This is a genomic window from Vibrio sp. R10-SG3-ISO10 (genome assembly GCF_059834185.1).
This window is the reverse complement of the sequence record NZ_JCBDHG010000022.1, coordinates 421023-447904: the sequence shown is the minus strand read 5'-3', so window position 1 is coordinate 447904 and position 26882 is coordinate 421023. Positions and strand designations below refer to the sequence as shown.

The following is a 26882-nucleotide window of genomic DNA, read 5'->3' as shown; positions in this document are numbered from 1 at the left end:
TAACGCTTATGCGCCGATTACACCGCCATCTTCGCGCGTAATCGCCATGATAGTAGAGCGCGGTTTGCTGTTACCACCAGCAGGGAAATGCGAAGGTGCCCCACTTTCACCTGGGTGTTGAACACCAACAAACATAGTTTTGTTATCCGCTGAGAAGGTAAGTCCAGTAATCTCACAAGCAATAGGGCCTGTTAGGAAACGACGTACTTCGCCCGTCATTGGGTCACCACACAACATTTGGTTGTTGCCTTGGCCGGCAAAGTCACCTTTGTTCGAGTAGTTACCATCGGTTTGAATCCATAGGCGTCCTGCCGCATCAAAACCAATACCATCTGGGCTGTTAAACATGTTATCAGCGTTGATGTTATCACTGCCTGCGTACAAGCTACCTTTATGCACTTCTGGGTTACCCGCAATCAGGTACAGATCCCACTCAAAACCATCACTTGTATGGTCACCATTTTGTGGTACCCAACGCACAATTTGTCCGTAGTGGTTTTCTTTGCGTGGGTTAGGACCACCAACAGGTTGACCTTCTTTTACACCGCGATGTTTATTATTGGTCAAGGTACAGAACACATGTTTGTTATCAGGATGAACCGCAACCCACTCAGGGCGGTCCATCGTCGTTGCGCCAACATGCGTAGCCGCGCGGCGCGCAAAGATCATCACCTCTGCTTGATCTTTAAAGCCGTTCTCTTTAGTTAGACCATTTTTGCCATGCGTCAGCTCTAGCCACAGGCCTTTGCCCTTAAGCTCCTTGTCATCCATTTCGAACTTAGCCACGTACAGAGTGCCCTCTTCTAATAGATCGCGATTCGCTTTGTCGTTCCCTGGTTGGTACTTGTTCTTAGAGACAAACTTGTATAGGTGCTCGCCACGCTCATCATCACCTAAATACACCACAACATGTCCGTTGTCGTTGATTAGCAGGGCAGCATTTTCATGCTTAAAGCGACCTAATGCAGTGCGCTTAAGTGGCGTTGAGCTTGGGTCGTTAGGGTCGATTTCAACCACCCAACCAAAACGGTGTGGTTCATTTGGATGCTTAGCAACATCAAATCGTTCGTCAGTATCGTGCCATTGATATTTGCTCTTAGCTGCTTTAACACCATAGCGTTTGTGATCAGCTGACACCTCAGCGCTACCACTAGTACCAAAGTAACCGTTGAAGTTCTCTTCACAAGTCAGGTAAGTACCCCAAGGCGTTTGACCGTTTGCACAGTTGTTGAACGTGCCTAGTGGCTTCATACCTGATGGATCGAGTTTGGTTTTCATCAAGTCATGACCAGCGGCAGGGCCTGTCAGCTGCATTTCGGTATTTGCTGTAATACGGCGGTTACGCTGACCGTTTTTATCTAGCTTCCACTGGTCACCAGACTTAACGATTTCAAATACGGTTACGCCGTGTGCTGCTTGCGCTTTTAACACATCATCTGCAGTCATGGCGTTACCACCGTGGTCAAACAACAAATCATAGTTTGTATATTCGTTGTTTACGGCAATTACAGCGCGGTTTTCACTGATTGGGTAGAAGCTCATTCCATCAGTGTTATCTCCAAACTGGCGCAATTGTGCTTTCGAATCTTGCTTACCACTTGGATCAAATTCTGGTGCGTCTGCGAAAATTGGATCACCCCAAGAAAGGAGTGGCGTCGCTTTATAGCCTTTAGGCACGATAAACGCATCGGCAGTTGAAGCTGGTACGGCTTCAAAGTTAAGCAGCGGGCTATCATTTTTCGCTGCAAAAGCTTTAGTAATTGGGTTAAGTGAAAGAAAAGCACTCGCACTTACTGCTGCTGTTCCCGCTAAAAATCGACGACGAGATAGACGTGCATCGATCATTTGGCTAAATTCAGAATCCTGATTGTCACACTTCTTGTCTGAAACCGAACGCATTGCTGACTCCTTGCTTGAGTAATAATTATATAAATGCGAGCAAATCGTAGACGGAGAAAATGACACTTTGGTTAAGTTATTGTTTATTTAATATTAATTTGCAATATGACACTTACCCGCAAGTTACATTTCAAACTTATTAAACTGCGCCATGGTTCACTTTTAACTAATAAGGTATGGCGTACATACAAAAAAATGTGATCAAAAACCTAGATCTTTTCGAAATTGGGGTCTAAATTAATCCCTGTTCATGAGGAACTACATTCACATAAGCTCAATGACGAGCTGCATTGTTTCTAAGTGAGGGATTATCATGAAGAAAATGAGAAGAGCACAATTGCATCGCGTACGTATTCAGTACTGGAAAGAGTCGAACAAAGACGCGAACAAATCTTAATGTGCTAACACCCAACTAAGCTGGCTTAACCGCCAGCTTTTGCGTTTCTAGCGACGAGGTTTTTCGAAAGTCGTGACTAAGCCGCTCTATTATTCGATGGAAACATCTGCGTCAATTCATGCAAAATGCTTTGAGTTTGCTTTGAATAAAGGTGTTTATCTTTATACCCGACCAACTGTACCTGACGAACCTTACCGGAAATCAACAGCTGGCGGATCATTCGATTGACCATTTGAACATCCAGTGCGGAGCCTCTCTCTAAACGCGATACCGGATAGAGACAAGAGAGATCAATATTGACGGCTACATCATCACAATGGGCTAAGTAATTGGCCAGTTGTTGCTTGACCTGCAATCGGTAACTGAAGCTGCATTCTGCCAATGTCATCCAGTCACAGCCAAGATCTTCGGCATACTCCCACGCCCTTTCATCTTGGCTTGCTTGATCGATGCCCAAACAGAACAGGCGACATTCGTTATAACGAGATAACGCGAAATGAAAAGCGCTCCCTTGGTCTGGTTCAAGAGAAGCTTTAATCTCAAACTGCCGCCCAATATGTATGATGCCAAGCTCACGCCGAGGAGAGTGAATAACAGGTAAGGTGTGCAATACGGTTTCGCAGTTGTTGGTTAATACAACTGGCAGTGCCTCAGAGCCAAGAAAACGGCTTAAATGAAGTTGATACTTGCCAACTGTTTGTACCTCAAGATTGTAATGACCCCCATTTATCCAACAGTGGCCTTCTAGTTCAGAGATCCAATCGTACATCTCTTCTAAGCTCTGATCGGCCATTTCGAAATCCACCTGTGTCATCGGCTTCAAGCGCTCACTGACACTCAGCAATACCAAACGATGGGACAAAACACCTGTAACACTTTGCGTTTTATTGCGTCGAAATAGCCCGAACATACCTATTACCTTTCTGGGGGCAATGCCCTCGCTGCTTGAAGAACGTGAAGAATAATCTTCTGTTGATTCATTTGAACTCTATGCGCGGGCGCCATCACCGAAATGGCCCCCACCAGCTTAGAACCTTTCATCACTGGCGCACTGATCCCAGAAACGCCAGAGTCAATTTCAGAGGTACTTAGCGCATAACCTTGGTTACGGATCTGCTCAAGCTCTTGTTGCCACTGCTCCAAGCGTTCTTGTTGACCAAAGTAACGCAGGATCTTTTCGCATCTCGCTGCGGGCATATAAGCCAACATGACTTTCGATGAGGCGCCTCGCAGCAGGGGTTGACTTTGACCCTGGACGTAGCTGCAGCGAAGCGCCTGCATACTCTCTTTACGACTGACACAAAGTGCTCGATAACCAACCGGCACCATGTATGCCGCCATTTCATTAGTCTGCTTTTGCAAACGATTGAGCACTGAATCGACGGTATCTAGGTCATGCTGGCTGGTTTCGTAACTACGCATAAGCAGTAACGCTGCCGGACCTATGATCAAGGTTTTGTCATTTGGACTCTCTTCGATCAAGTTCCATTCCCGCAGTAGTTTTAGATGTCGGTATAGGCTACTGATAGGCGTACCTAACTGCTCACTAAGTTGTTTCGCTGTCACGGGTTCATCATTTACCGCTACTTGCATAAGTAGCTGAAGAACCTTTTCGTTTACTTGCCCACTATTTTGCTTCATTGAGTTCACGCTATTGTTGTATCGCCACATTCAGGTCATGATCAAATTGTATTCTTACCCAGTAGGAATGAGTAAGTAAAAATAACCTCCAATTCTCAAAATGTGAGAATAGTTAAGCTCTGTACATATCTCTTGCTGCGAAAAAAACTGACATCATTCGAGACAAAACTTTACTTAACGGTAAAGTTAAAATACCCTTTCCAACCATAAAAATTTAGAAACGAATTATAAAGTTCGATAAACCATATAAATAAAACAACGAATCAGGGACAGATATGAACAAACTCGCCCTTTCACTTGGCCTAACCTTAACGCTTGCTCCAACTCTATTTTTCGGCTGCCAACTTTCTCAAGCAAAGCCATCAGCTAACTCGACCGCTTACATGGTTCAATTACCTATTGAACGAAAAGCGACTAAATTGATCGCGCTGGAAGGCGAGTTCAAACCATCTAAGTACACCAAGATTCAGGCGGAAAACAGCGGAAAAATTGCCAATATCTACGTCCAAGATGGTGAATACGTTGAAAAAGGTCAGCCATTGCTCGATTTCGATGCCACCTTGGCTGCTCTCGCAGTCAAGACCGCTCAAAATGAGTATCAAATGGCAACCAGAAACATCATCGAGCTTACTCGTACCACCGGAGAGGATGACCCAAGGTTTGAAAGCGCTGTCAATGCGGTAGAAGCGACCAGAAGTAACTTACTGATCGCCCAGCAAGATCATGAGGCGACCACCATGTACGCGCCATTCTCAGGCACACTAGGCCAGTTCCATTTGAATGCAGGCAACTACGTTAATGAAGGTGATTTGATTACAGAACTGATCGCGACCGATACTGTAGAGCTACACTTCACTGCTTCTCCTCAAGTACTGAACGTCTTTCGCAAGGTACTAAACAACTACCCAAACCATTTACAGGCTTCAATTGTCAGCCAGGAAGGTCATTATATCGATGGCAAGCTGCGCTATGTTGATTCTAAGCTCGCCAACCAAAGTCAAGAACTTAGCGCTTACGCCGTTTTCGACAACCGAAATGGCGAGCATTTGATCGGCTCAAAGACCGCTTTCTATTTGAACAGTCCACAGCAAGAACCTCAGCTATTTGTCCCTGCCTCCTCTATCCATACTAATGATGGGATTCCAACCCTGTTTGTGTTGGATGAAAAACGCGTAGTAAGACCAAAGCAGGTGACAATCGCAAAAATCAAAGAAAGCTACACGGGTTATGTCCCAATCAAATCTGGATTGGAGCCTAATGACTTCGTGCTAACTACTCCAGAAGCACCCGAGTTGGTCGGTAAGAAAATCGACCCTATGGTTAACCTCGTTAATCAGCTCAATGAGATACTCAATCGCCAATCTTGATGGTAAAAGCAGCAAACAAGTCGATAAAAGATGAAAAAACTCTCAATAAGCTATTTTAGTGATAGAAGGCATGATTATTTATGGTAGCTTTGCATCTTTCCCCATCCTGTACGGATAAAGGTATGGACAAACGAAACCAACGCAGCGAGAGAACCAAGCTCAGTATCATTTTGGCTGCAATTGAGTGCTACAAGGAAATGGGCGTACAAGGCGCCTCGTTAGAGCTCATTGCAAAGAAAGCGAATTCGACAAAACCGACTGTCTATTCCCATTTTGGTTCTAAAGAGAACTTATATAAAGCGGTTGTTGAGTACATCATGGAAGAGGAAAAGCTCAATCACGCTTTACCTGATTTCAATCCGGCTATCGATATTCGCCAACAACTGATCGATATATTTGCCCAACAGCTTGAACACATCATGCAATGTGAAAAGCGACGCCTACTAGTCGCTATCACCATTGAAGCCATGTGCCAGGGAAAATGTCACCTCAATGAAGTTGAGAGCATTAAAGCTTGCCCGATGGAGACTTGGCTTGAAGAGGCCATTCGTCACGGCGCTTTACCGCAGCAAAACACATCAGAACTGGCCACTAACCTTTGGGCGCTGGTTAAAGGGAGAACCTTCTTCCCCGTCTTCCTCGGTATGGCTCCGAACGACGCAAACGAGCGCCAAGCCAATTTAGAATCTGCGATAGATTTCTTTCTTGGCTGCCAAGGCATAAAGTAAAGGAGCCAACAGGCTCCTTTTTAATAAGACTAGGCTTCAAGCGAACGACCGTTAGAAGCGATCACTTCTTTATACCAGTAGTAACTTTTCTTAGGTTTTCTCGCTAGCGTTCCGCTTCCATCATCGTGACGGTCAACATAGATGTATCCGTAGCGCTTACTCATTTCTGCGGTTGAATTCGCCACAAGATCGATCGGTCCCCAACTGGTAAAGCCCATCAGATCGACACCGTCAAGCACCGCTTCCCTTGCCTGAACAAGGTGATCATTCAAATAAGCGATACGATAGTCATCGATAATTTCGCCATTTTCATCAACTTCATCACGAGCACCTAGACCGTTTTCAACGATAAACAGTGGCTTTTGGTAACGATCATGAAGGAAATTGAGCAGAATCCGCAGGCCTTTTGGATCGATTAGCCAACCCCATTGACTCTTTTCGAGGTATGGATTTGGCACGCTATCAACGATGTTGCCCACCTCTTTTTGCTTAGGATCGGCGCTCGCACAGCCACTTGCGTAGTAACTAAATGAGATAAAATCGACACTTGCACTTGCGAGCTCCTCTAGATCACCCGGTTCCATTGCAATTTCTATCCCTTTCTCACGGAAGTAACGCAGCATATAGCCAGGGTACTTACCTCGGGTTTGCACATCGCCAAAGAACAACCACTTATTGTTCTCGTGCATCGCTGCAATCACATCATCAGGGCTACAGGTGTACGGATAGTTCATTGCCCCTAGCAGCATGTTGCCAATTTTGCCATCAGGTATGATTTGGTGACACAGTTTAACCGCTTTAGCATTCGCAACTAATTGATGATGAATAGCCTGATAGATCGCTTGCTCTGAGGCATCTTCTTCGAGCCCGACACCAGTAAACGGAGCATGCAACGACATATTGATTTCATTGAACGTTAGCCACAGCTTCACTTTATCTTTGTAACGTTCAAATACCGTGCTGGCGTAACGCTCAAAGAAAGTAATCACCTCACGGCTCGCCCAACCACCATAATTTTCCACCAAAGCATAAGGCATTTCATAGTGAGACAGGGTGACAAATGGCTGGATATCGTATTTCGCCAGCTCATCGAAAATCTTGTCGTAATAAGCTAATCCTTCCTCATTGGGCTCACGCTCGTCGCCATTAGGAAAGATGCGTGTCCACGCGATTGAAAGGCGCAAACAGTTAAAGCCCATATCACTAAATAGGGCGATATCTTCAGGGTAGCGGTTGTAGAAATCGATGGCCAAATCTTTAATCCCATCGGTTCGCTGTTCGCGGGTTTGATGGGGGCTTAAAATCCCATTTGGCAACATATCTGATGTAGATAATCCTTTGTTATATAAATCAAAAGACCCTTCTACTTGATTGGCAGCAATAGCGCCCCCCCACAGAAAGTGATTGGGAAATGTAGTCATATTCGATTCCTAAATCAGCATTAACATCTGCCAATCATTGTAGAGATGAAACGAGGAACAAATGAGGTCTGATTGACTAGAGGTTGTTTCCTATTTTTACCAACAAACCGTCGATAATTTTCATCATTTCGAGACCTTAACGACAACATTCACCCAGTACACATATTATGCTTACTGTAGGATATTCAGAAGAGGACACGATTATGAACTACCGGCATATTCTTGTTGCCCTAGAGCTTGAGGAAGAGACCAAAGCTCTGATTGATAGGGCGGTATACTTGGCCAAACTGGCCGATGCACAAATCTCTTTTATCCACGTAGACGGCTCACATGGTGAAATTTATCCAGAGTTAGTCGATCTGAAAGACACACCGGATCAGCAACCATTAGGCGAACATGCTATCGAGCAAATTATTGCTTTTGAAGAGTACAGTCCGCTTGCGATCAGACAGATATTTGTGGGCACTGGCGAACTGGCTGACAAGCTTAAAAACACCATAGAAGAGAATAATGTCGACCTGTTGATCTGTGGTCATCACCATGATTTTTGGAGCAAAATCGTCTCATACTCCAAACATCTTGTCGATAAATCACCGGTTGATATTCTCATAGTACCAATCTAAGTAAGCTGCGCTCAAGACAAGCAAGCAAAGGCGAGAATCTACTTATCTCGCCATGCTTCTGCTACTACTAGCATTCATCTAACCCTACCTACCTTCTTCGGCCAATTATGGAAGTTTTGTTCCATAGTGATTGGAATAATTAGCTATTTTTCTCTGCGAGCAACTGCACTAAATTAGCCCCACCGACATGAGCTAGAGCGGATTTTCGATAATTGGGGCATGTTCCAGCCATACGTTAATTGTTGACGCACCGAACATCAAACCCGACTGAATTCGTAATTTTTAGATAGTTAGGAGCCATCATGACTCATCCAATCATCAAAGACTTAAACACTCGTTACACAGCGAAAAAATACGATGCGACAAAACGTATTTCTGCAGAAGATATGCAAGTAATCAAAGAAGCTATCCGCTTATCTGCATCGTCAATCAACTCTCAGCCTTGGAAATTCATCGTACTTGAGAGTGATGAAGCCAAACAGCGCTTCCACAACACGTTTGCTAACATGCACCAGTTCAACCAACCGCATGCAAAAGAAGCATCACACACTATTTTGTTTGCTCATAACCCGCACTTTACTAAAGAGCAATACGCTAAAGTTGTCGATGCAGAAGTAACTTCTGGACACCTGCCAGCAGAGCGTTACAACGACATGCTAAACGGCGCTTACGGTTTTGCTGAGCTAAATACAGATGAAACAGGCTTTAACGGTAACTGGACTAAAGCTCAAACCTATATCGCTTTGGGCAACACGCTGCACACTCTTGCGCGTATGGGCATAGCATCTACTCCAATGGAAGGTGTTGACCCTGAGCTAATCGGAGAAGTCTTCAAAGATGAGCTAGACGGTTACGTGTGTGATTTTGCTTTGGCTATGGGTTACCACAAAGAAGGTGAAGACTATAACCATGGTTTGCCAAAAGCTCGTCTTCCAATGGATGACGTAATCACCACACTTTAAAAACTAATTGAGAGAGTGACATCAACCATGACAAAGTTAACCATCATTGCCAATATCATTGCTAAAGACGGTCAAGTAGAGCTAGTAAAATCTGAGCTTATCAAGTTAATCGACAAGACTCGTATTGAGCAGGGTTGTATTAACTATGACTTGCACCAAGACAATCAAAACCCAGCTCACTTTGTATTCCACGAGAACTGGGAGTCAGAAGCCGCGCTTGATACACATTTGGCAAGCGAGCATATAGCGGCATACTCAGCAGCGGTAGAGGGTGCGATCGAGAGTTTTACCCTCAACAAGATGACGCACATTGCGTAATCGAGGATAATAGGCGGTGTTTTTTCCAACCGGAGCTCCGCCTTATGAATGTCACTCACCTCAAAGCACTTTTACTTGCCATCGAGCTGGGGTCGATATCCGCTGCGGCGCGCAAGTTAGGTAAAAAACAGTCTCAGGTCAGTCAGTGGATCTCTGACCTTGAGATTGATCTAGGTGTCAGCTTTTTCGATCGAACAGGCAACAAAAGCACCCTAAGCGCTCAAGGTGAACAACTCCTCCCTTCCCTGACTCATACCCTTGCGCAACTTGATAAACTCAACCATCGAGCAGCAGCACTGAGCCAAGGAGAGCCAACATCCATTCGCATCGGACTTGAGCACTATATTCCTGAATCCCCGTTAACCAATGCAATCACTGCCCTGTTTCAACTGCCAAACGTGTGCCTAGAGATTTACCGAGCAGAGTTTCAAGAACTCAGCGAAGATCTGCACAATGGCGACACAGATATCGTCATTCGCCATGAATCAGGACAACTGCATCAAACTGAAGTGGAATACGCTAAATTAGGCTTCTACCAAGAAGGCTTGGTCTGCCATCGTTCGCTGCCTCTAACGAAATTGCAGCCTATCTCTGTTGATGATTTAAGCCTGTTCAAAGAATTGATTTGGGGGGAACTTGGAGAAGAAGAGGGAGAAGGATTTAGCCCCGACTATGCCCTGATCAATGATCTAACGCTACTCATTCGATTGCTAGAAAACGGCCAAGGATTTGCTTTCTTGCCTCTTGATAATCTCCATCAACAGCTTAAATCGGGCTCTCTCGTCGCTCTTGACTCTGATTTTGAGCAAAGCGCGATCCCACGCCGTGTTGAAATAAACTGGCGTTCCGGCCTCACATTATCAGAGACCGGAAACAAGGTGATTGAGGCGATTAAAAACCTGCACCAATTTAGATAATGCGAGTGGTTACTGCTGCTCTAAATCAAACACTATCTTACCTTTTAGGATCGTCATCCAAATATCAGTGGCTTTTATCTTTTCTGGTGAAAGTTGGGTAATGTCATGAGAAAGCACGGCAAAATCAGCCGACTTACCTAGCTCAATCGAGCCCGTTACCTCATCAATACCTAGACTAGCAGCGGCATTAATCGTATAGGCCTCTATGGCGTCTTTAACGCTCGGTAAACCTGTTTTTCCCATAATCACACTGTTAGCGATCCCCACCAATGGATTGATGTCGTGAACGTTCCAGTCACTGCTTAATGATACGTTAGCACCTGTATCGAAGATAGCTTTTAGGTTCATCAAGGCTCTTGTGCGTTTAGCACCTAAGAAGGCTTCTGCCCACTGGTGATCGTGGTAAGCGACGTAATCAGAGCCTACTTGGAAGTCCGCGGTCACATCTAATTTAGCAAAACGTGGCACATCTTTAGAATTGACTAACTCAACGTGAGTTAAGGTGTAATCTTTATCGCCACCTTGGCCGCGCATTGCTTCGATCGCGTTCAACGACTCGCGAATCGCTCCATCACCAATCGCATGGATATGAGCACCGTAGCCAATCTTATCTAGGGCTTTCAACCACGTCTCCATCGCTTGTGGTGGAATATAGTTAATGCCATACGGTTCATCTGGAATATAGGTATCAAGATAAGGGGCGAGCATCTTGGCGGTACCATTAACCAAAATACCATCGCTGTACATTTTGACTTGGTCAACCAACAATAACCCTAACGTATCCGCAGAATATATCTCGCTTAAGAACGATAGCTGAGGCTGCATACTGTCCGTTGGATAAATCCAAGGCCTAAGCGAGACACGCGCCGTGAGATCCCCGCGCTTTTCTGCTTCTTGCCATACTTCATACCAGCCGCGCTTCCAATATAGGCGACCATCACCGATCGTAGTGATACCATGCGCTCTAGCTTCTTCGAGCCCAGCCATAAGCCCTTCATAGCTTTGGTCAAACTGCTCTTCTAAGCTGTTCCAAGCCATTTCCATCACGATATCGCCCGCATTATCAAACAAAATGCCATTGAGCTCACCGGTGTACTCATCCTTTAGGATCTTACCACCTTGTGGCTCTGGTGAGCTTTTAGTAATACCAGCGAGCTCTAAAGCCACCGAGTTAACCCACATAGAGTGAGAGGTTTGCTCCATAATAATGACTGGCTGATCTGGGAAAACGGAATCAATCACTTCAAGTGGGGTTCTCTCATTGTCTTCAGCAAGAATCGCTTCAATTGAAAAGCCGTAACCCATCACCCACTCCCCCTTGGTCGCGTCTTTGCGACACGCCTTAAGGTAAGGGATTTGATCCTCTAGTCCTGCATCCATGCTCACTTCGCACTGCCCGCCCGCTTCTGATGCTGCTTCAAAAACATGGTTATGGTTATCGACAAAGCCAGGCATTACATAAGCGCCTTCTAAGTCAACCACTTCGGTATAACGATTGGTGAATTTATCTGATTCAGCGCTTTGGCCAATATAAAGAATTTTTCCGTTGGCGATGGCGATCGAATCTGCCGATTGGTGACCATAAATCTTGGCGTTAGTTAACACCATATCCGCACTGTCTGCTGCAAAAGTATGAGTACTCATTGATAAGCTCGCGAGTAATGTCAGAGTGAAAGCTCGTTTCATTGGCTTGTTCCTTTTTATTCTTCCCTAACGCTTCTCAGTATAGGGTGAGTGAATACGCATAGCCTAACAAGTGATTAGATTGATAGAAAAATAGTCACTATCAGAGAATTGGGATAGTCAGTTTGAACTGCTCCAAGATTCTTTTTAGATTTTAATCGCAATTGATCTAAGTAGCTGCCAAAGTAAGTAGATAAAAATAAACGAGTAGATACTCACCCCTGTCATCTTGGCTCTTAAAGATAAGCCCAAAGGGATGGGAGACCAGTGAAGAGATAATTATAAATGGATTCAATTACTCAAGCAGCGTTAGGTGCAACAGTAGCAGGTGCCATTGCAGGCAAAAAGTGTAATGCAAAAGTGCTGTTAATCGGAGCCGCGCTAGGTACCTTACCTGATCTCGATGTCATATTAGATTATGGCGATGCAGTGCAAAACACCATTAAACACCGCGGTTTTAGTCACTCTCTGCTGGTTTTGTTGCCATTTTCTTGGATTGTTTCTTGGCTGTATTGTCGCTTAAAACCCGATGCTTTCTGGAATTTCTCCCGCACCTTTTTACTCACTGCGAATGTGTTGGTCACCCACGCTCTGCTAGACGCAATGACGACTTATGGCACGCAACTTATATGGCCAATACAAGGTTACTTTTCACTCAACAGTGTATTCATCATTGACCCTATTTACACCGTTCCTCTATTAGTCGCAATTGGTGTAAGCCTGTTCTCAAACTCTAGAGGTAGCAGGTGGTGTTTATCTATGCTGCTCACCTCCACGCTTTATTTGGGGTGGGGCTATGCTTCCCAACAGTTCGTTGCGGCTCGAGTTGAAGATAACTTGGTGTCACAAAACCTTCCCAACCAACAAGTTCTGATTACACCAACCCCTTTTAATACGCTGTTATGGCGAGTCATTGTTATGGATGAAGGACAATATTGGGAAGGCTTAGCCTCGATATTAGACGGGCAATCTCATATAAATTTTGTGTCACGTCCATTAGGGCAATGGCCAATGAAAGAGAAATCCGAAACATTAAAAGGGCTACAAGCTTTTGCGCATAACTACGTAAATTATCGAGTTGAAAATGACGCTTTGATTGTCACTGACCTTCGCTTGGGGATGTCAGATAACCTGCCGTTCGAATTTATCTTCGCTCATATGAATGAGAGTGGTGACTGGCGACTACTCGATACAACTCAGCGTTACCCGAGTGAAAGGAGCTTGGCGCAGATTGGTCAACTGTGGGAGCGACTAAAAGGGGATCAAACGATTGACGCAAACTTACACACGACAGCCCCACCTGAAGATCAACCAACTCAGGAAAGCAAGGTACCATTTGGCAGTAGCTAGCGAGTGCGGTTACCTCAAAACTCGATTGAGCTCCATCTCATAAGAGGGAAACTGTGAAATCGTGTTGTGGTTGGCACTAGGTATGACGATAACGCCTCTCAGTTGATCGCTAAACTTAGAAACTAACTGCTCGGTTCTTGCTCGTGTGATCACTCGATCCTGTTCTGCAATAAAGATATAGGTTTTAGCCGTAATGTCTTTCACCCTATCTGCGGATTTGTATTTATCTTTGAGCAACCAAGAAACAGGGAACATCCAATAGATATCTTTGACGACGTTTTCGATACTATCAAATGGCGTCACCAGTACGAGCTTGTCTACCTGTCTATGAGCAGCGATATGTGTCGCGATACCAGATCCCAGACTTCGACCCATCAAGGATATGGAATTATGTTTGCTTTCCACTGACTGAAAAATCTGCATGGCATCGCTATACAATGCCTTTTCCGTCGGTACACCTGAATCATTACCGTAGCCACGGTAAGGAACTAAGTAGATGGTATAGTTTGGGGCCACTGACGTGAATAGAGGAATATTGGCCTCGATACTTTCTGCGTTGCCACCATAATAGATTAGCGCTTTATCTTGACCGTCATTGAGCACCCAACCATGCCGTTGGACACCATCAACAACGAAGCTGGTATTCATCTCGCCATAGACATTGCTGACGGGCTGAGGGAAATACATAAGGCGACGTTGTAAGGAGTAGATAGTCAGCGCAATAAGCAAGTAGCTCACTACTACAGTAATTAGCAAGCTTTTCATTCTTGCCTCCCACGAGGCTTGATCTTATGCCGCCAATAGACAAATCCATAAACCACTATATTTATTCCCACTGCCGCCACACCGAGAAAAACCTGAATGTCAGAACTCAATCCAGGCGGATAAATTATGGGAACGACATAGTGCTCAACAAATCCCCCCGGATAACCTTCAACACCTGCAGAAAACCTGAGTTTGTTTTCTAGTGGTGTCAAAGGACAAATCCAGCCATTAACACTTATCGCTACAGCCCATAAGGCCGCCGGAATATGGACATACAACATATGGCGACGCCAAAGCACTAGCATGCCTCCAAGCAAGGCGAAGATAATAAACAACAGATGAAGTATGACGACTAGATCAGCCAACGTTCTATAAATCATATTTTTTCACCCTTCCCTAGGTCAAAAATAGCTTACCGATACAATGAGTGTTACCTACATATTTGGGAGTTTAAAGTAATGCTCCGATGAACAAACAATAGTTCAGCTATCAAACCAGAGTCTTTGTAGCGATAAAATTCCTGCACTGTCTGTCTCCAAACCGTGCAGAGAGTTGGCGACATCGTAACTCTCAGAGTCGCGCCACAAAGGCACAAACACACCATTCTGAATCAGCCAATCCTCACAGCGATAAAGCTCATTGAGGAAGTCTTGCTCGGTATCACTTGCCAACATCAGTTGATCAACAATAGAGAGAAACGCTTGCTGCTGCTCTGCTGAAAGGCAAGAAGTGAACGCCAAGCTAGTGAGCAACCATTTGTAATAGCCAAACACAGTGTTGTTCGGAAAAACGTACCCTCCAACAGCAAAATCAATCCATGTCTGCTTCAAATGCTCTAGAGGGAAGAGATCAATCTCAACTCCTTGCTGTCTAAGGTGCTCAATCAGTTTTAACCTAGGCTCAGTCTGCCCCGAAATACATACTCTCAATGGTCGAGTTGGCTTACTTTGATTCGGGTGATAAAGAAACACACCTTTATTTTGATGATAACCAGTGATGGAGTTAGCAATAGGAATGTAGTCACTGGCTTGTTGTCGACAGAACTCTCGCGCTTGGTGAAAAATCCATGCTTTTTCGTCCATCGACAGTTCTGATTGATGATGCTTAAATTCGATCACATCACAGCCTGTTTGCAATGAGATTTTATCAACACCTCCGCTTGGAGAAGCTGGGCATCGATGATGTACGATATGCCCTTGAACACTGCTATCTGCGTCATCACTCGTCCAAAACTCCGCCCGGTCGATAAAACCACCTGCTGAGAAGTAATTAGGATTCTTCGCCAAAATCCAATGGTGTTCCGAACTTAATTCAAGTGCATAAGGCCCCGTCCCATAAGGAATATCCCGCTCTGGGTTGTCTAAATAGATTGGAGCATGGGCCTCGGAAAGTAGATGTAGAATCGACTCATGGCGCTGAGACATCTTGATCACCACCCATAACCCTTCCGCTACCACTTCCAAGATGTGGCGATAGAGGATTTGGTAGTTGTGCGGCTTGCTCACTCGGTCTTCGATACATTTTGCGACGTGCTGAGCAGTTAGCTTTTCACCATTGTGAAAATGAACATCGGGTCTGATTCTTAACCACAGCTCATTTTCTCTAAACTCATAATGGTGTGCTAGATGTGGTCGTATCGCCCCTGTTTCATTGTCGTACTTAAGTAACGTATCGAACATGGCTTCAATGTACAGTCGTGAACTGGATCTATGGGCCCACAATGGGTGCATAATAGGAAGAGAATAAGGAACTAAGGTCACTAGGGTGTTCAGGTTTTTTAAGCTTTCCTGTGCCTGCGTCAGCCAACTTGGTAGCTTTTTACGAAACATCTCCTCATAACCAAACAGATCCGCGTACCTTGCCGCTTCACTCAAATGCCCTTTGTGACAATGCTGCTCAAGAACACTCATCAATGCGGACTCAAAACTATCGAGCAAGGTTATCTCTGACTTGTTGCCCCGACCTCTACCCGGCTTCCACGAAATCCAACCAATACTCGCTAAGGTTTTCATTAGCTTAGCAATATTGCGCTCAGAACAGCTAAGTTGCTCAGCTAAAGTCTGGACATCGGTTGTTGCTGCGATATTCAGCGAATAGTAACGACTCAGCTGCTGCAATCGCTGCAAGTGGATCTGAGTGATAAAAGGTGAACTTTGATTTTCTACCATATCATTATTACTTCCTGTTTATTCAACAATAATAACCAGCAGAGACAGAGAGAGCAGGAGAGATTTTATGGACCCTTTAGGCTATGCACTTTACACATTGAATGGTAAGGACTATTTAGTCAACCCAGAAGTAAAACAACCCATTACGGACAAAGTACCACCCGCTGCAATGCATGTATTATGTGTATTTTTCATCGGCTTGTTTGTTGGGATGTTGTTTTAAGAGTTTCGTATTTTGGAGTCGTCACTTTTGAGCGCCTAGAGCAACCACCCCAACACTTGGATGCAAATAAATCAAAATGCAAATAGACAGAGCGTTGTACATCGTTAATATAAGGGGCAATTTTCGCTCTAATGGTTATCTATGAATAAAGCCTTTGTAATCCGTGCCCGCGCAGCTTCGACTGACCATAAGGTTTTCGTTGAGGGAGTCGGTGGCGACGCTCATTCCGAAATTCTTGCTCATGTTTTGATGAATGCGATTTTCACTGCTCAATCTCATCGAGATGACGTGAAGGTCTATCTGGTCATCGAAAGTACCGCAGACTTTTCGCGCACTCTATGCTTTGAATCCACTCAGCTTTCCAACATTGGTGGCTTTCATGAATCGGCGTTAATCGCTTTAATTGCGAAAGCTTTAGAGCACTCTGTCGGCATGAAAAAAGAAGAGCTGCGCAATGTGGCAAGCGGCTTAAGTGTCGAAACCATCAGCTTTGAAAAACTGGTTCAGCGCTTGGCAGAAGACTATACGCTCTACTTACTTGATAAAAAGGGCACGGACATTCGTGACGAGCCGTTTGGTGGCAATGCTTGTTTTATCCTAACCGACCACATTCCAATGCCGAAAAAGAGTTGGAACAGTCTTAAGCGTTTAGGAACACAAAAGGTCAGCCTTGGACCTCAAATGCTGTTTGCGTCTCAATGTATCGTACTTATTCATAATGAGTTTGATCGACGCGGGTAACGCAGTTAGTTAGAGTTCATATATAGGTGCCAATTGCCTCTATAACTCGACCTTCATTAAATACAAAAACGGCCGCTAACTAGCGGCCGTTTACAGTGTAAAGGGAAGTTATTTAAGCGTCATTGCCAGTGCAGCGGCAACGTTGCGTGAGGTCATCTCGACGTTGAATGCCGCTTCTTTAAGTGCAGTCGGTAGATCGGTTGCACCGAGTACTACGCTGTAGACGGCATCAATGCCGTGTTCATGCACAACGTGGCAATCTTGCGCGATACTTCCAGCAATCCCAATCACAGGCAAGTCGTACTGTTTGGCAGTGCGAGCGACACCGATTGGTGTTTTACCATGAATGGTTTGGCTATCGATACGACCTTCACCAGTAATCACTAAATCCGCATCTTTTACCACTTCGGCCAGATTGACTGCATCCATGACAATGCTGATACCTGGGCGTAGGCTCGCATCAAACAGGCCAAGTAAAGCCGCGCCAAGGCCACCCGCAGCACCTGCGCCAGCTTGGTCTATCACTTCTTTACCGTTAGTTTGGCGAATCACCTTAGCGTAGTGAGCTAGGTTACTGTCTAGCTGCTCTACCATTTCAGGCGTTGCGCCTTTTTGCGGGCCAAAGATATGAGATGCGCCTTTCGGGCCACACAGTGGATTATCAACATCACACGCCACCTCTAACTTAACATCAGCTAGGCGGCTATCTAGACCAGACAAATCAATGCTAGCAAGCTTCTCAAGCGCTCCGCCCCCATAAGCTAGATCAGCGCCTTGTTCGTCTTGCAAGCGAGCCCCTAACGCTTGGGCCATACCAATACCACCATCATTGGTCGCACTGCCACCAATGCCTACAATGATATGTTTCACCCCAGCATCAAGTGCTGCTTTAATCAGTTCGCCAGTCCCATAGGTCGTCGTTAACAGTGGATTACGCTTCGCTGGTTCAACAAGGTGTAAACCCGATGCCGCGGCCATCTCAATCACGGCTGTAGAGCCATCGCCCAACAAGCCATAGAAACCTTCAACAGGCTGACCTAACGGCCCTGTCACTGTAGCCGTTACAATGCAACCACCCGTTGCATCAACTAATGACTGCACGGTACCTTCACCGCCATCAGCCATTGGCAACTTAACAAACTCTGCGTCTGGCATTACTTTTTTAAAGCCGTTTTCAATCGCAGTCGCCACTTCCATAGCAGTTAAACTTTCTTTGTACGAATCAGGAGCAATTACAATCTTCATTTTCATTCCTTAAACAAATAAACCAAACACACCGAACATCATGGTCGAGACGAAGGCGATCATCAGACCTACCGCAGACTCGTATGGAATCAACTTCAGACGTTCGCGAATATCCATGTGCACCGCACCACCCGTTGCATGGAAGAAGCTGCCATGAGGCATGTGATCAAGAACTGTCGCTCCCGAATGAATCATTGCAGCACCTGCTAAAGCTGGCACTCCGAGTTCTAAAATTGTGCCGCTAAACACACTTGAAGCGACTGCCGTACCCGCCGTTGTTGACGCTGTTGCCAGTGCCATCATTGCACCTGAAATTGGTGCCAGTAAGAATGAAGGCAACCCAGATGCCGTCAATACATCAATCAATCCATCTTTAAGGCCAGAGTTAGCAATAATGCCCGCCAATGTACCTGTACCAAGCAACATTACTGCGACTGGTGCCATACGGCTAAGACCGGCAACAGCGAAGTGATTGGTATCTGCAAAGCGTCCCATGACTGCAGCGCCGATAAGGCCACCTAAAGGAAGCGCAATTAATGGGTCAACGTTAATACCAGCTATCGGGCGCAGTGACAGCAGTGCAATCGCAACCAATGGTGCAACAATCGCTGCCTTAAAAGCGGGTAGGCGCGAGTGATCTACTTCTACCACTTCACACGCATCCACTTTAGAGCCTTTGTTTACAAGCTTTTTCGCGATGAAGTAAGCCAATACTAAGCCGCACAAACCAGGAATCACCCCTGCCGCCATCACCGATGTCAGTGGAACATTAAACGCATCGGCTGCTGCAATCGCGTTCGGGTTTGGTGACATCACATTACCCGCTTTACCGCCGCCCACCATGGCGAGCAAAATTGCGGTCTTAGAGATATCAGCGCGGCGTGCAATCGCGAGTGCAATTGGTGCCACCGTAATAACAGCAACATCGACAAACACACCAACCGCAGTCAAAATCATCGTCGCGATAGCGAGTGCAAGAAGTGCGCGTGTTTCACCCACTTTTTTCACTATGGTTTCGGCAATCGAAGTTGCCGCACCCGACTCAATCAAGACACCCGCTAGTACACCAGCGGCAAGAATACGGAGTACCGCAGTAACGATACCTTGCGCACCACCAATCATCAGTGAAACTGTGTCAGTTAGTGATACACCACCGACCACACCACCAATTAAGGCACCAATAATCATGCCGTATGCAGGCGGCACTTTTTTCAAAATAAGGGCGATGGCGACGACCAAAGCGGTCAACGCACCAAGGGTAGTGACTTCTATCATTTTGTTGTTATTTCCGATTATTTTGTGAACTGCCTGAAGAGTAAGAGCAGAGACAAATAAATTCTTTATGCAAAATGACAGATTTATTATTATCTGAAACGAACATTTTTGTGCAAAATGACAAAAACCTTCAAATAATCACACACATTTTAGGGCTAAATACAGTTGAACTTTATGGTCTAACTTATTGATTTTTAAACTTGTAACTTCTTCAATCTTTTCTATTCGGTAACGCAGTGTATTGCGGTGAATATGGAGAGCTGCACAGGTTTGAGCCAGATCGCAATCCTGAGCAAAAAATTCCTTTAACGTCTTAACCAGAACATCTTTACTATCGTGTTGCTGCAAAACTTCAATCGGGTGACTTATCTGATTGCGACGCCACTCATCTTGCTTCAAATTATCAATCAGAACCGACAGCTTGTGCTCTTGATAAAATAAGATCGCATCTTTGCTTTCATCGCTACAAGCTAGGGTCGCCTTGGCCGTTTCATAAGAGCGAGATAACCCGGTAAGGCCGGGAAAATACTCTCCCATGGCGATTTTGACCGTAAAATCCGCCTCTTGAGCGATCCGCTTAAGCAGGCGTTTAACCCGCTTTTTCTCTTCAGCTTTGCTCCATGTATTGTCGACTAAGGTCACTGGCTTGAGCACGACAACTTCGTTTTGAGAGACAGACACAATACCTACAATGTTGTCTCGCTCTGGGTACTCCAACAGGTGCACTAGCTTCTGCAACTGCTCTAACGTCAAAGGTTGACCTTGCTTAGGTATCACCTTAACTGTGGCAGCGATCCTTGGCTGAGCTAAATCCAAATCTAATCGTTCTGCTATCGATAGCAGCTGGGTTTCATTTAAGGTAGAACCCTGTATTAGCTGCAGCAGTAGCTCTTCTCTATGACGTTTATTCCACTGAATCTGAGCCATTAAATCAGCTTGCTCAACGATGAGTTCAGCGGTCATCTTAACCAGTTCGCCATAGCGTCTGACCTCTTCAGGCTGCCCTGAAATACCGACTACACCAATCACACTATCTTGATGCAAAATAGGCAAGTTAATCCCTTCTTTTACACCAATCAGAGTACTGGCAACCGTATGATTAATTTCAACTGTTCGGTTGTCATGTATCGCCAATAAGGCGCCTTCATGGGTTCGGTGCAATCGCGCTGGATCGCTTGAGCCGATAATTATCCCGTTCTCATCCATCACATTGACAGGAAACTGGATAATTTTTGTCGCGCGCTCAACGATTTGTCTCGCGATTAACGTATTTAACTGCATCTCTTTACTCGTACTCGAAGCCTTACTCTTCCTAGGGCTAACATAGCACAACTCCCCCGCGCTTTTATTGCGCCAACAGTGCCTGCAGCTGAGTAACCAAGAAAAAATCCCGATGTAAGCACGCGAGGTGCCTGCTAAGACGAGGCCCGAACGAGCCTCTACCTGTTGACTTACAACGGGAACGCGTACAAAAGGAGACGAAAAACTACGCGATTTAAGTAATATCAATCCGACTGATTTCCCCCACAACGGCTAGTCAGCAAGATTGATATATAGATACCAATCACCACCAATTGCTTGTCGTGATTGGTATGGGATAGCGAGGGAGAGGAGTCCTTGCTATCCCAGACGGAAACTAGAGGCAGTAGACCCTAATCTCGAATCGAATGTCCTGAGCGCTTCTCAATCGCTTTAATCAGCGCTGAGTGGTCCCAGTCCTGTCCGCCTTGAGCCGCACACTCTTCAAACAACTCTTGTGCGTTTTGCGTATTAGGCAGTGCAACTTCTAGCTCTTTGGCACCCGTTAGCGCTAGATCTAAGTCCTTCTGGTGCAACGAGATTCTGAAGCCAGGATCAAACGTGCCTTCAATCATACGCTCGCCGTGGACTTCTAAGATCTTAGAGCTTGCAAACCCACCGAGCAGCGCTTGGCGCACACGTGCTGGATCAGCGCCCGCTTTTGAAGCAAACACCAGCGCTTCAGAAACCGCTTCAATGTTAAGTGCCACAATAATCTGGTTGGCGACCTTACAAGTTTGACCGGCACCGTTTTCACCGACTAGGGTGATGTTTTTACCCATCACCTCAAACAGAGGGCGAGCTTTATCAAACGCTTCTTGCGCGCCGCCTACCATGATGCTTAGCGTAGCGTTAACCGCACCGACTTCACCGCCAGACACTGGTGCGTCTAGGTACTGTGCACCACTTTCATTGATGCGCGCAGCAATCGCTTTGGTTGCCATTGGTGAGATTGAGCTCATGTCGATCACAAGCTTACCTTCAGCCCCCCCCGCATTCAGGCCTGCTTCAACACCTTTCTCGCCAAATAGCACATCTTCCACTTGTGGTGTATTTGGCACCATAAGGATAATAACGTCTGCTGCTTCAGCGGCTGCTTGCGCAGAGTTAACAACTTGAGCTCCTGCATCCACCAAGTCTTTTGGCGCTGGGTTAAAGTGATCAGATAGCACAATGTCATAACCGGCTTTTTGCAAGTTCGCTGCCATTGGGCGGCCCATAATACCTGTACCAATAAATGCAATTTTCATATTCTGTTCTCCGTAACGTTAGCCCACACTTTGGCGGGCACAGACCGCACTTAGCGGTATAGGTTGATCCAATCTAAGCCTTCAGTGGTGGTGGTTTTCGGCTTGTACTCGCAGCCAACCCACCCTTGATAACCAAGCTCATCAAGATGTTTCAAGACGAATGGGTAGTTAATCTCCCCAGTACCCGGTTCATGTCTGCCTGGGTTGTCGGCTAACTGCACATGGGCAATTTGGTCGATGTTGGCACTCATGGTTGGCGCTAGGTCCCCTTCCATGATTTGCATGTGGTAGATGTCGTACTGAATAAACAGGTTGTCACTACCCACTTCTTTAATCACCGCTTTCGCCTGCTCAGTGGTGTTGAGGAAGAATCCCGGGATGTCACGCGTATTGATGGCTTCAATCACTAAGCGAATGCCAGCCTCTTTTAGAGCATGCGCGGCATAACGTAGGTTGATAACAAACGCCGCATGCGCATCATGTTGGCTTACCCCTTGTGGAACGATCCCTGCGAGGCAGTTGATTTGGGTATTACCCAATACTTTGGCGTATTCAATGGCCTTGGCGACGCCTGCTTGAAACTCTTCAATTCGGTTTGGGTCCACCGCGATACCGCGCTCGCCCGCCTCCCAATCGCCGGCCGGAAGGTTGAACAGCACTTGGGTAAGTTGGTTTTCATCAAGTTTCTCCTTGATTTGAGCGGCTTCTAAGGCGTAAGGAAATAAATACTCTACGCCACTAAAACCCGCCTTTGCTGCGGCCTCAAAGCGATCTTCGAAGTCCAATTCGGTAAACAACATGGATAAATTTGCTGCAAACTTTGCCATTTTGATTTCCTTATTCTGTTAGCTGTTATTGATTAACGCCGTTGGTGCGTCGTCAGCGCTTTCTGCCAAGGCTTCGAACTCATTGATTGAGTCAATCTCGACGCCCATCGCAATGTTGGTTACGCGCTCTAGAATCACTTCAACCACAACAGGCACCTTGTGCTTGTTCATTAACTCTTTCGCTTGAGCAAACGCCTCTTGCATCTGCTCTGGGTCAGTCACTCGAATCGCTTTACAACCTAAGCCTTCAACAACCGTCACATGGTCAACACCGTAGCCGTTGAGCTCAGGTGCATTCTGGTTCTCAAACGCCAACTGAACACAATAATCAATGTCGAACTGACGCTGCGCTTGGCGAATCAGACCAAGGTAAGAGTTGTTTACCAAAACATGGATATACGGCAGGTTAAACTGTGCGCCAACGGCCAGCTCTTCAATCATGAATTGGAAGTCGTAGTCACCAGAGATAGCCACGATATCGCGATTAGGATCCGCGGCACGTACACCGAGAGCGGCAGGTGTCGTCCAACCTAGCGGGCCAGCTTGACCACAGTTAATCCAATGACGTGGCTTATACACGTGTAGGAACTGCGCTGCCGCAATTTGAGAAAGACCAATCGTGCTGACATAGCACGTATCGCGACCAAACGCTTTATTCATCTCTTCATAAACACGCATTGGTTTAATCGGTGCGTCGGTATAGTGAGTTTTACGTAACATCGTCGCTTTACGCTGCTGACATTCGCCAACCCACGCGCTGCGGTTTGGTAATTTGCCTGCGTCACGCCATTCACGCGCCACTTCCACCAGCAGTTCAAGTGCTGCTTTAGCATCAGAAACAATGCCAAGATCCGGACAGAACACACGCCCAATTTGAGTCGGCTCTATATCAACGTGAACGAACTTACGCCCTTTGGTATACACATCCAAAGACCCCGTGTGGCGGTTAGCAAATCGGTTACCGATACCAAACACAAAATCAGACTCAAGCAGAGTTGCGTTGCCGTAACGATGCGCCGTTTGCAGACCAACCATACCTGCCATCAGTTCATGGTCGTCCGCGATGGATCCCCACCCCATCAGAGTTGGAATCACTGGAACACCTGTAATTTCAGCGAATTGTTGCAGCAACGTTTCAGCTCCCGCATTAATAACACCACCACCAGAAACGATCACTGGGTTAGCAGACTCACACATCATTTCGATGGCTTTTTCTACCTGAGCACGTGTTGCTTTTGGCTGGTATGCCTCTAACGGTTCATAAGTATCAATATCAAACTCGATTTCCGTCAGCTGAACATCTAACGGTAAGTCAATCAGTACCGGGCCTGGTCTGCCTGAGCGCATTAGGTGAAACGCCTGCTGGAATGCACGTGGCACCTGTGCTGGCTCTAGTACGGTTGTCGCCCACTTAGTGACGGGTTTAGCAATAGATTCGATATCTACTGCTTGGAAATCTTCTTTATGCAGGCGAGCTCGTGGCGCTTGCCCTGTAATACAAAGGATTGGAATTGAGTCCGCTGATGCAGAATACAATCCGGTGATCATATCTGTGCCTGCTGGACCCGATGTGCCGATACACACGCCGATGTTACCTTGATTGGTACGCGTGTAACCTTCTGCCATATGCGAAGCACCTTCCACATGGCGAGCAAGTACGTGATCAATACCACCGAGCTTTTTCATTGCCGCGTACATTGGGTTAATCGCTGCGCCAGGAACACCGAAGGCAATGTCTACACCTTCCTTCTTAAGTACTTCTACCGCCGCCTCAATTGCCTTCATCTTTGCCATGCGAACCTCCATTTCGATTGTATACAATTCAAAGATACTTTGTGTACTATGAATCATATTCAGAATTTGGCAACCCCTAAATGCAACATTTTTTCAACATAGAGCCATTACTCGAAGCGAACACTAACCCCGAAAACCCTAGAAATCATTGCTTTATATAAAATATCTTTACATAAAAATATTTTCCCAACAGAGCAAATGAAAAATAAATGTTAAATACCCTTTGATTGTTTACATGAATTGAAATATAAGTATTCGTGCAACATGATTTTTGTACACAAAATCATTCGATATTGTTTAAAGGAGACGAACAATGAGTCTGAACGATGTAGCAGAAAGAGAAGAAACCGCCTGTCTGCGCGTAGTCGGTAACATGGACAACCCTGAATACCAAACCATCCTTAACAAAGAAGCGCTCTCATTCTTAACCAAGCTAGTTAAGAAGTTTGCTCCACGTCGAGATGCGCTACTCGCTGCTCGCGAAGAGCAACAAAAGCGCTTTGATGCTGGTGAACTACCGAATTTCCGAGCGGATACACAATCTATTCGTGACAACAAGAGCTGGAAAGTCGCCACTCCGCCACCTGAACTGTTAGACCGTCGAGTAGAAATAACCGGCCCGATTGATCGCAAAATGGTGATCAACGCACTGAATTCAGGTGCTAAGGTCTTTATGTGTTGTTTTGAAGACGCTTCTTCCCCAACTTGGGAGAACATGGTTCAAGGGCAGATCAACTTGCGCGATGCCAATGCCCGCACGATCAGTTATCACGATGAAGCAAAAAACAAACATTATCAGCTAAGTGATAACCCAGCCCTACTGATTGCCCGTCCGCGAGGCCTGCACCTGCCGGAGCAATCGATCCAATTTGACGATAAACCCATTCCTGGTTGCTTGATGGATTTCGCGCTCTACTTCTACCACAACTATCTATCACGAGCAGAGCAAGGACTTGGGGTTTACTACTACATTCCTAAGCTAGAAAGCATGGAAGAATCACAATGGTGGGATGACGTTTTCTCTTTCACTGAAGATTACTTTGGTGTCGAGCGAGGCACGATTCGTGCGACCGTTCTGATTGAAACGCTACCTGCCGTATTCCAAATGGACGAAATGCTTTACGCCATGCGTGACCATATCGTCGCAATGAACTGCGGCCGCTGGGATTACATCTTCAGTTATATCAAGACCCTCAAAAACCACACCGACCGCATTCTTCCAGACCGACACGTGGTTGGGATGGATAAAGAATTCCTTAATGCCTACAGCCAACTGTTAGTACGTACTTGCCATCAGCGTGGTGCCTTAGCAATGGGCGGTATGTCAGCCTTCATCCCAGCAAAAGATCCTGCCGAGATGGAGCGAGTGACCGCCAAAGTGATTGAGGATAAAGAGCGTGAATCTCGCAATGGCCACGACGGAACTTGGGTTGCACATCCAGCGCTAGTCGATTTGGCAATGTCTGTGTTCGATAAGAATCTTGGCGGACAGCCAAACCAACTCGATTTTGTCAGCCCAACACATGAAATTGGTGCTGATTTGCTGCTAAAACCGTGTGAAGGGACACGCGATGAAGCTGGCGTTCGCAAAAATATCCGTATTGCGCTTTATTACATCGAAGCTTGGATTCAAGGCCATGGTTGTGTGCCGATCTATGGCTTGATGGAAGATGCCGCAACGGCAGAGATCTCGCGCGCTAATATCTGGCAATGGATTCATCACTCAGTCGAACTTGATGATGGGCAAACCTTTACTAAAGAGCTTTTCCACCAATGGCTGTATCAAGAGCTCAACACTATCAAACAGGAAGTGGGCGATGCTCGATTCGCAGCTGGCCGCTTTGAACAAACCGCTGACCTTTTCTTCGAGCTGTCAACAGCGAAAGAGTTCGCCACCTTCCTGACCTTACCAAGCTATCAGCTTCTTAACGGGGCTGCGTAATACCAACCTAGTTCGTCTATTCGAGCTAGGGCGGTAGAACATTAACA

At 46.0% G+C, this 26882-nt stretch carries 24 protein-coding genes; 10 read left to right on the top strand and 14 right to left on the bottom strand.

What is annotated here, in order from left to right:
• Nucleotides 1–6: 6 nt before the first annotated feature.
• The 3 genes from AC6R16_RS15550 to AC6R16_RS15540 form a co-directional block, all read right to left on the bottom strand.
• Nucleotides 7–1899 carry a PhoX family protein gene (locus AC6R16_RS15550; protein WP_500674957.1) on the bottom strand — a complete coding sequence of 631 codons (1893 nt, stop codon included), beginning with the start codon at nucleotides 1897–1899 and terminating at the stop codon, nucleotides 7–9.
• Nucleotides 1900–2372: 473 nt separating this feature from the next.
• Nucleotides 2373–3206, bottom strand: a complete 834-nt coding sequence (locus AC6R16_RS15545) for an arginase (RefSeq protein ID WP_500674956.1) — start codon at nucleotides 3204–3206, stop codon at nucleotides 2373–2375.
• Nucleotides 3207–3211: 5 nt separating this feature from the next.
• A complete protein-coding gene (locus AC6R16_RS15540; RefSeq protein WP_486791494.1) occupies nucleotides 3212–3937 on the bottom strand; it encodes an IclR family transcriptional regulator in 726 nt (241 codons plus the stop codon).
• A gap of 275 nt (nucleotides 3938–4212) precedes the next feature.
• Between AC6R16_RS15540 and AC6R16_RS15535 the strand changes: the two genes are divergently transcribed.
• Nucleotides 4213–5304 carry an efflux RND transporter periplasmic adaptor subunit gene (locus AC6R16_RS15535; protein WP_500674955.1) on the top strand — a complete coding sequence of 364 codons (1092 nt, stop codon included), beginning with the start codon at nucleotides 4213–4215 and terminating at the stop codon, nucleotides 5302–5304.
• A 122-nt stretch (nucleotides 5305–5426) separates the two neighbouring features.
• The gene (locus AC6R16_RS15530; RefSeq protein ID WP_500674954.1) at nucleotides 5427–6032 is read left to right on the top strand and encodes a TetR/AcrR family transcriptional regulator; all 606 of its coding nucleotides are present in this window, start codon (nucleotides 5427–5429) and stop codon (nucleotides 6030–6032) included.
• 29 nt (nucleotides 6033–6061) lie between these two features.
• Here the strand turns inward: AC6R16_RS15530 and AC6R16_RS15525 are convergent, their stop codons facing one another.
• Nucleotides 6062–7453 carry a glycoside hydrolase family 1 protein gene (locus AC6R16_RS15525; protein WP_500674953.1) on the bottom strand — a complete coding sequence of 464 codons (1392 nt, stop codon included), beginning with the start codon at nucleotides 7451–7453 and terminating at the stop codon, nucleotides 6062–6064.
• 203 nt (nucleotides 7454–7656) lie between these two features.
• On the opposite strand from AC6R16_RS15525, the gene AC6R16_RS15520 reads away from it, so the two are divergent.
• The 4 genes from AC6R16_RS15520 (at nucleotide 7657) to AC6R16_RS15505 (ending at nucleotide 10273) form a co-directional block, all read left to right on the top strand.
• On the top strand, nucleotides 7657–8076 hold the full coding sequence (locus AC6R16_RS15520; RefSeq protein ID WP_500674952.1) for a universal stress protein: 420 nt from the start codon (nucleotides 7657–7659) through the stop codon (nucleotides 8074–8076).
• Nucleotides 8077–8378: 302 nt separating this feature from the next.
• Nucleotides 8379–9038, top strand: coding sequence for a nitroreductase family protein (locus AC6R16_RS15515; RefSeq protein WP_004747366.1), 660 nt, complete (start codon nucleotides 8379–8381; stop codon nucleotides 9036–9038).
• 27 nt (nucleotides 9039–9065) lie between these two features.
• The gene (locus AC6R16_RS15510; RefSeq protein WP_500674951.1) at nucleotides 9066–9356 is read left to right on the top strand and encodes a putative quinol monooxygenase; all 291 of its coding nucleotides are present in this window, start codon (nucleotides 9066–9068) and stop codon (nucleotides 9354–9356) included.
• A 44-nt stretch (nucleotides 9357–9400) separates the two neighbouring features.
• Nucleotides 9401–10273 carry a LysR family transcriptional regulator gene (locus tag AC6R16_RS15505; RefSeq protein ID WP_500674950.1) on the top strand — a complete coding sequence of 291 codons (873 nt, stop codon included), beginning with the start codon at nucleotides 9401–9403 and terminating at the stop codon, nucleotides 10271–10273.
• 9 nt (nucleotides 10274–10282) lie between these two features.
• Here the strand turns inward: AC6R16_RS15505 and AC6R16_RS15500 are convergent, their stop codons facing one another.
• A complete protein-coding gene (locus AC6R16_RS15500; RefSeq protein WP_500674949.1) occupies nucleotides 10283–11959 on the bottom strand; it encodes an amidohydrolase in 1677 nt (558 codons plus the stop codon).
• Between the two features lie 282 nt (nucleotides 11960–12241).
• Between AC6R16_RS15500 and AC6R16_RS15495 the strand changes: the two genes are divergently transcribed.
• On the top strand, nucleotides 12242–13306 hold the full coding sequence (locus AC6R16_RS15495) for a metal-dependent hydrolase (RefSeq protein ID WP_500674948.1): 1065 nt from the start codon (nucleotides 12242–12244) through the stop codon (nucleotides 13304–13306).
• A 9-nt stretch (nucleotides 13307–13315) separates the two neighbouring features.
• On the opposite strand, the gene AC6R16_RS15490 is transcribed toward AC6R16_RS15495, so the two are convergent.
• The 3 genes from AC6R16_RS15490 to AC6R16_RS15480 all read right to left on the bottom strand — a co-directional run bounded on the left by AC6R16_RS15490 (nucleotide 13316) and on the right by AC6R16_RS15480 (nucleotide 16239).
• Nucleotides 13316–14071: an alpha/beta hydrolase gene (locus tag AC6R16_RS15490; protein WP_500674947.1), complete on the bottom strand. Its 756-nt coding sequence runs from the start codon at nucleotides 14069–14071 to the stop codon at nucleotides 13316–13318.
• The gene (locus AC6R16_RS15485) at nucleotides 14068–14451 is read right to left on the bottom strand and encodes a DUF2784 domain-containing protein (RefSeq protein ID WP_500674946.1); all 384 of its coding nucleotides are present in this window, start codon (nucleotides 14449–14451) and stop codon (nucleotides 14068–14070) included. Before AC6R16_RS15485 ends, AC6R16_RS15490 begins: the two co-directional genes overlap by 4 nt.
• Before the next feature lie 102 nt (nucleotides 14452–14553).
• Nucleotides 14554–16239 carry an SgrR family transcriptional regulator gene (locus AC6R16_RS15480; RefSeq protein ID WP_500674945.1) on the bottom strand — a complete coding sequence of 562 codons (1686 nt, stop codon included), beginning with the start codon at nucleotides 16237–16239 and terminating at the stop codon, nucleotides 14554–14556.
• A 67-nt stretch (nucleotides 16240–16306) separates the two neighbouring features.
• On the opposite strand from AC6R16_RS15480, the gene AC6R16_RS15475 reads away from it, so the two are divergent.
• Nucleotides 16307–16462, top strand: a complete 156-nt coding sequence (locus AC6R16_RS15475) for a hypothetical protein (protein WP_004747377.1) — start codon at nucleotides 16307–16309, stop codon at nucleotides 16460–16462.
• A gap of 141 nt (nucleotides 16463–16603) precedes the next feature.
• A complete protein-coding gene (trmY, locus tag AC6R16_RS15470) occupies nucleotides 16604–17203 on the top strand; it encodes a tRNA (pseudouridine(54)-N(1))-methyltransferase TrmY (RefSeq protein ID WP_500674944.1) in 600 nt (199 codons plus the stop codon).
• Nucleotides 17204–17311: 108 nt separating this feature from the next.
• Here the strand turns inward: trmY and AC6R16_RS15465 are convergent, their stop codons facing one another.
• The 6 genes from AC6R16_RS15465 to gcl all read right to left on the bottom strand — a co-directional run bounded on the left by AC6R16_RS15465 (nucleotide 17312) and on the right by gcl (nucleotide 24893).
• Nucleotides 17312–18448, bottom strand: a complete 1137-nt coding sequence (locus AC6R16_RS15465) for a glycerate kinase (RefSeq protein ID WP_500674943.1) — start codon at nucleotides 18446–18448, stop codon at nucleotides 17312–17314.
• A gap of 9 nt (nucleotides 18449–18457) precedes the next feature.
• Entirely contained in the window at nucleotides 18458–19723 is a 1266-nt protein-coding gene (locus AC6R16_RS15460) for a GntP family permease (protein ID WP_500674942.1), read from the bottom strand.
• 138 nt (nucleotides 19724–19861) lie between these two features.
• Nucleotides 19862–21004 carry a sugar diacid recognition domain-containing protein gene (locus AC6R16_RS15455; protein ID WP_038197483.1) on the bottom strand — a complete coding sequence of 381 codons (1143 nt, stop codon included), beginning with the start codon at nucleotides 21002–21004 and terminating at the stop codon, nucleotides 19862–19864.
• A gap of 371 nt (nucleotides 21005–21375) precedes the next feature.
• Nucleotides 21376–22272: a 2-hydroxy-3-oxopropionate reductase gene (locus AC6R16_RS15450; protein WP_004747383.1), complete on the bottom strand. Its 897-nt coding sequence runs from the start codon at nucleotides 22270–22272 to the stop codon at nucleotides 21376–21378.
• Nucleotides 22273–22322: 50 nt separating this feature from the next.
• A complete protein-coding gene (gene hyi / locus AC6R16_RS15445; RefSeq protein WP_500674941.1) occupies nucleotides 22323–23099 on the bottom strand; it encodes a hydroxypyruvate isomerase in 777 nt (258 codons plus the stop codon).
• Nucleotides 23100–23117: 18 nt separating this feature from the next.
• Nucleotides 23118–24893 (bottom strand): glyoxylate carboligase, encoded by a 1776-nt coding sequence (gcl, locus tag AC6R16_RS15440; protein ID WP_500674940.1) that lies wholly within the window; start codon nucleotides 24891–24893, stop codon nucleotides 23118–23120.
• Nucleotides 24894–25206: 313 nt separating this feature from the next.
• On the opposite strand from gcl, the gene aceB reads away from it, so the two are divergent.
• Complete coding sequence (aceB, locus tag AC6R16_RS15435) at nucleotides 25207–26835, top strand: malate synthase A (protein ID WP_500674939.1); 1629 nt, start codon at nucleotides 25207–25209, stop codon at nucleotides 26833–26835.
• Nucleotides 26836–26882 lie beyond the last annotated feature (47 nt).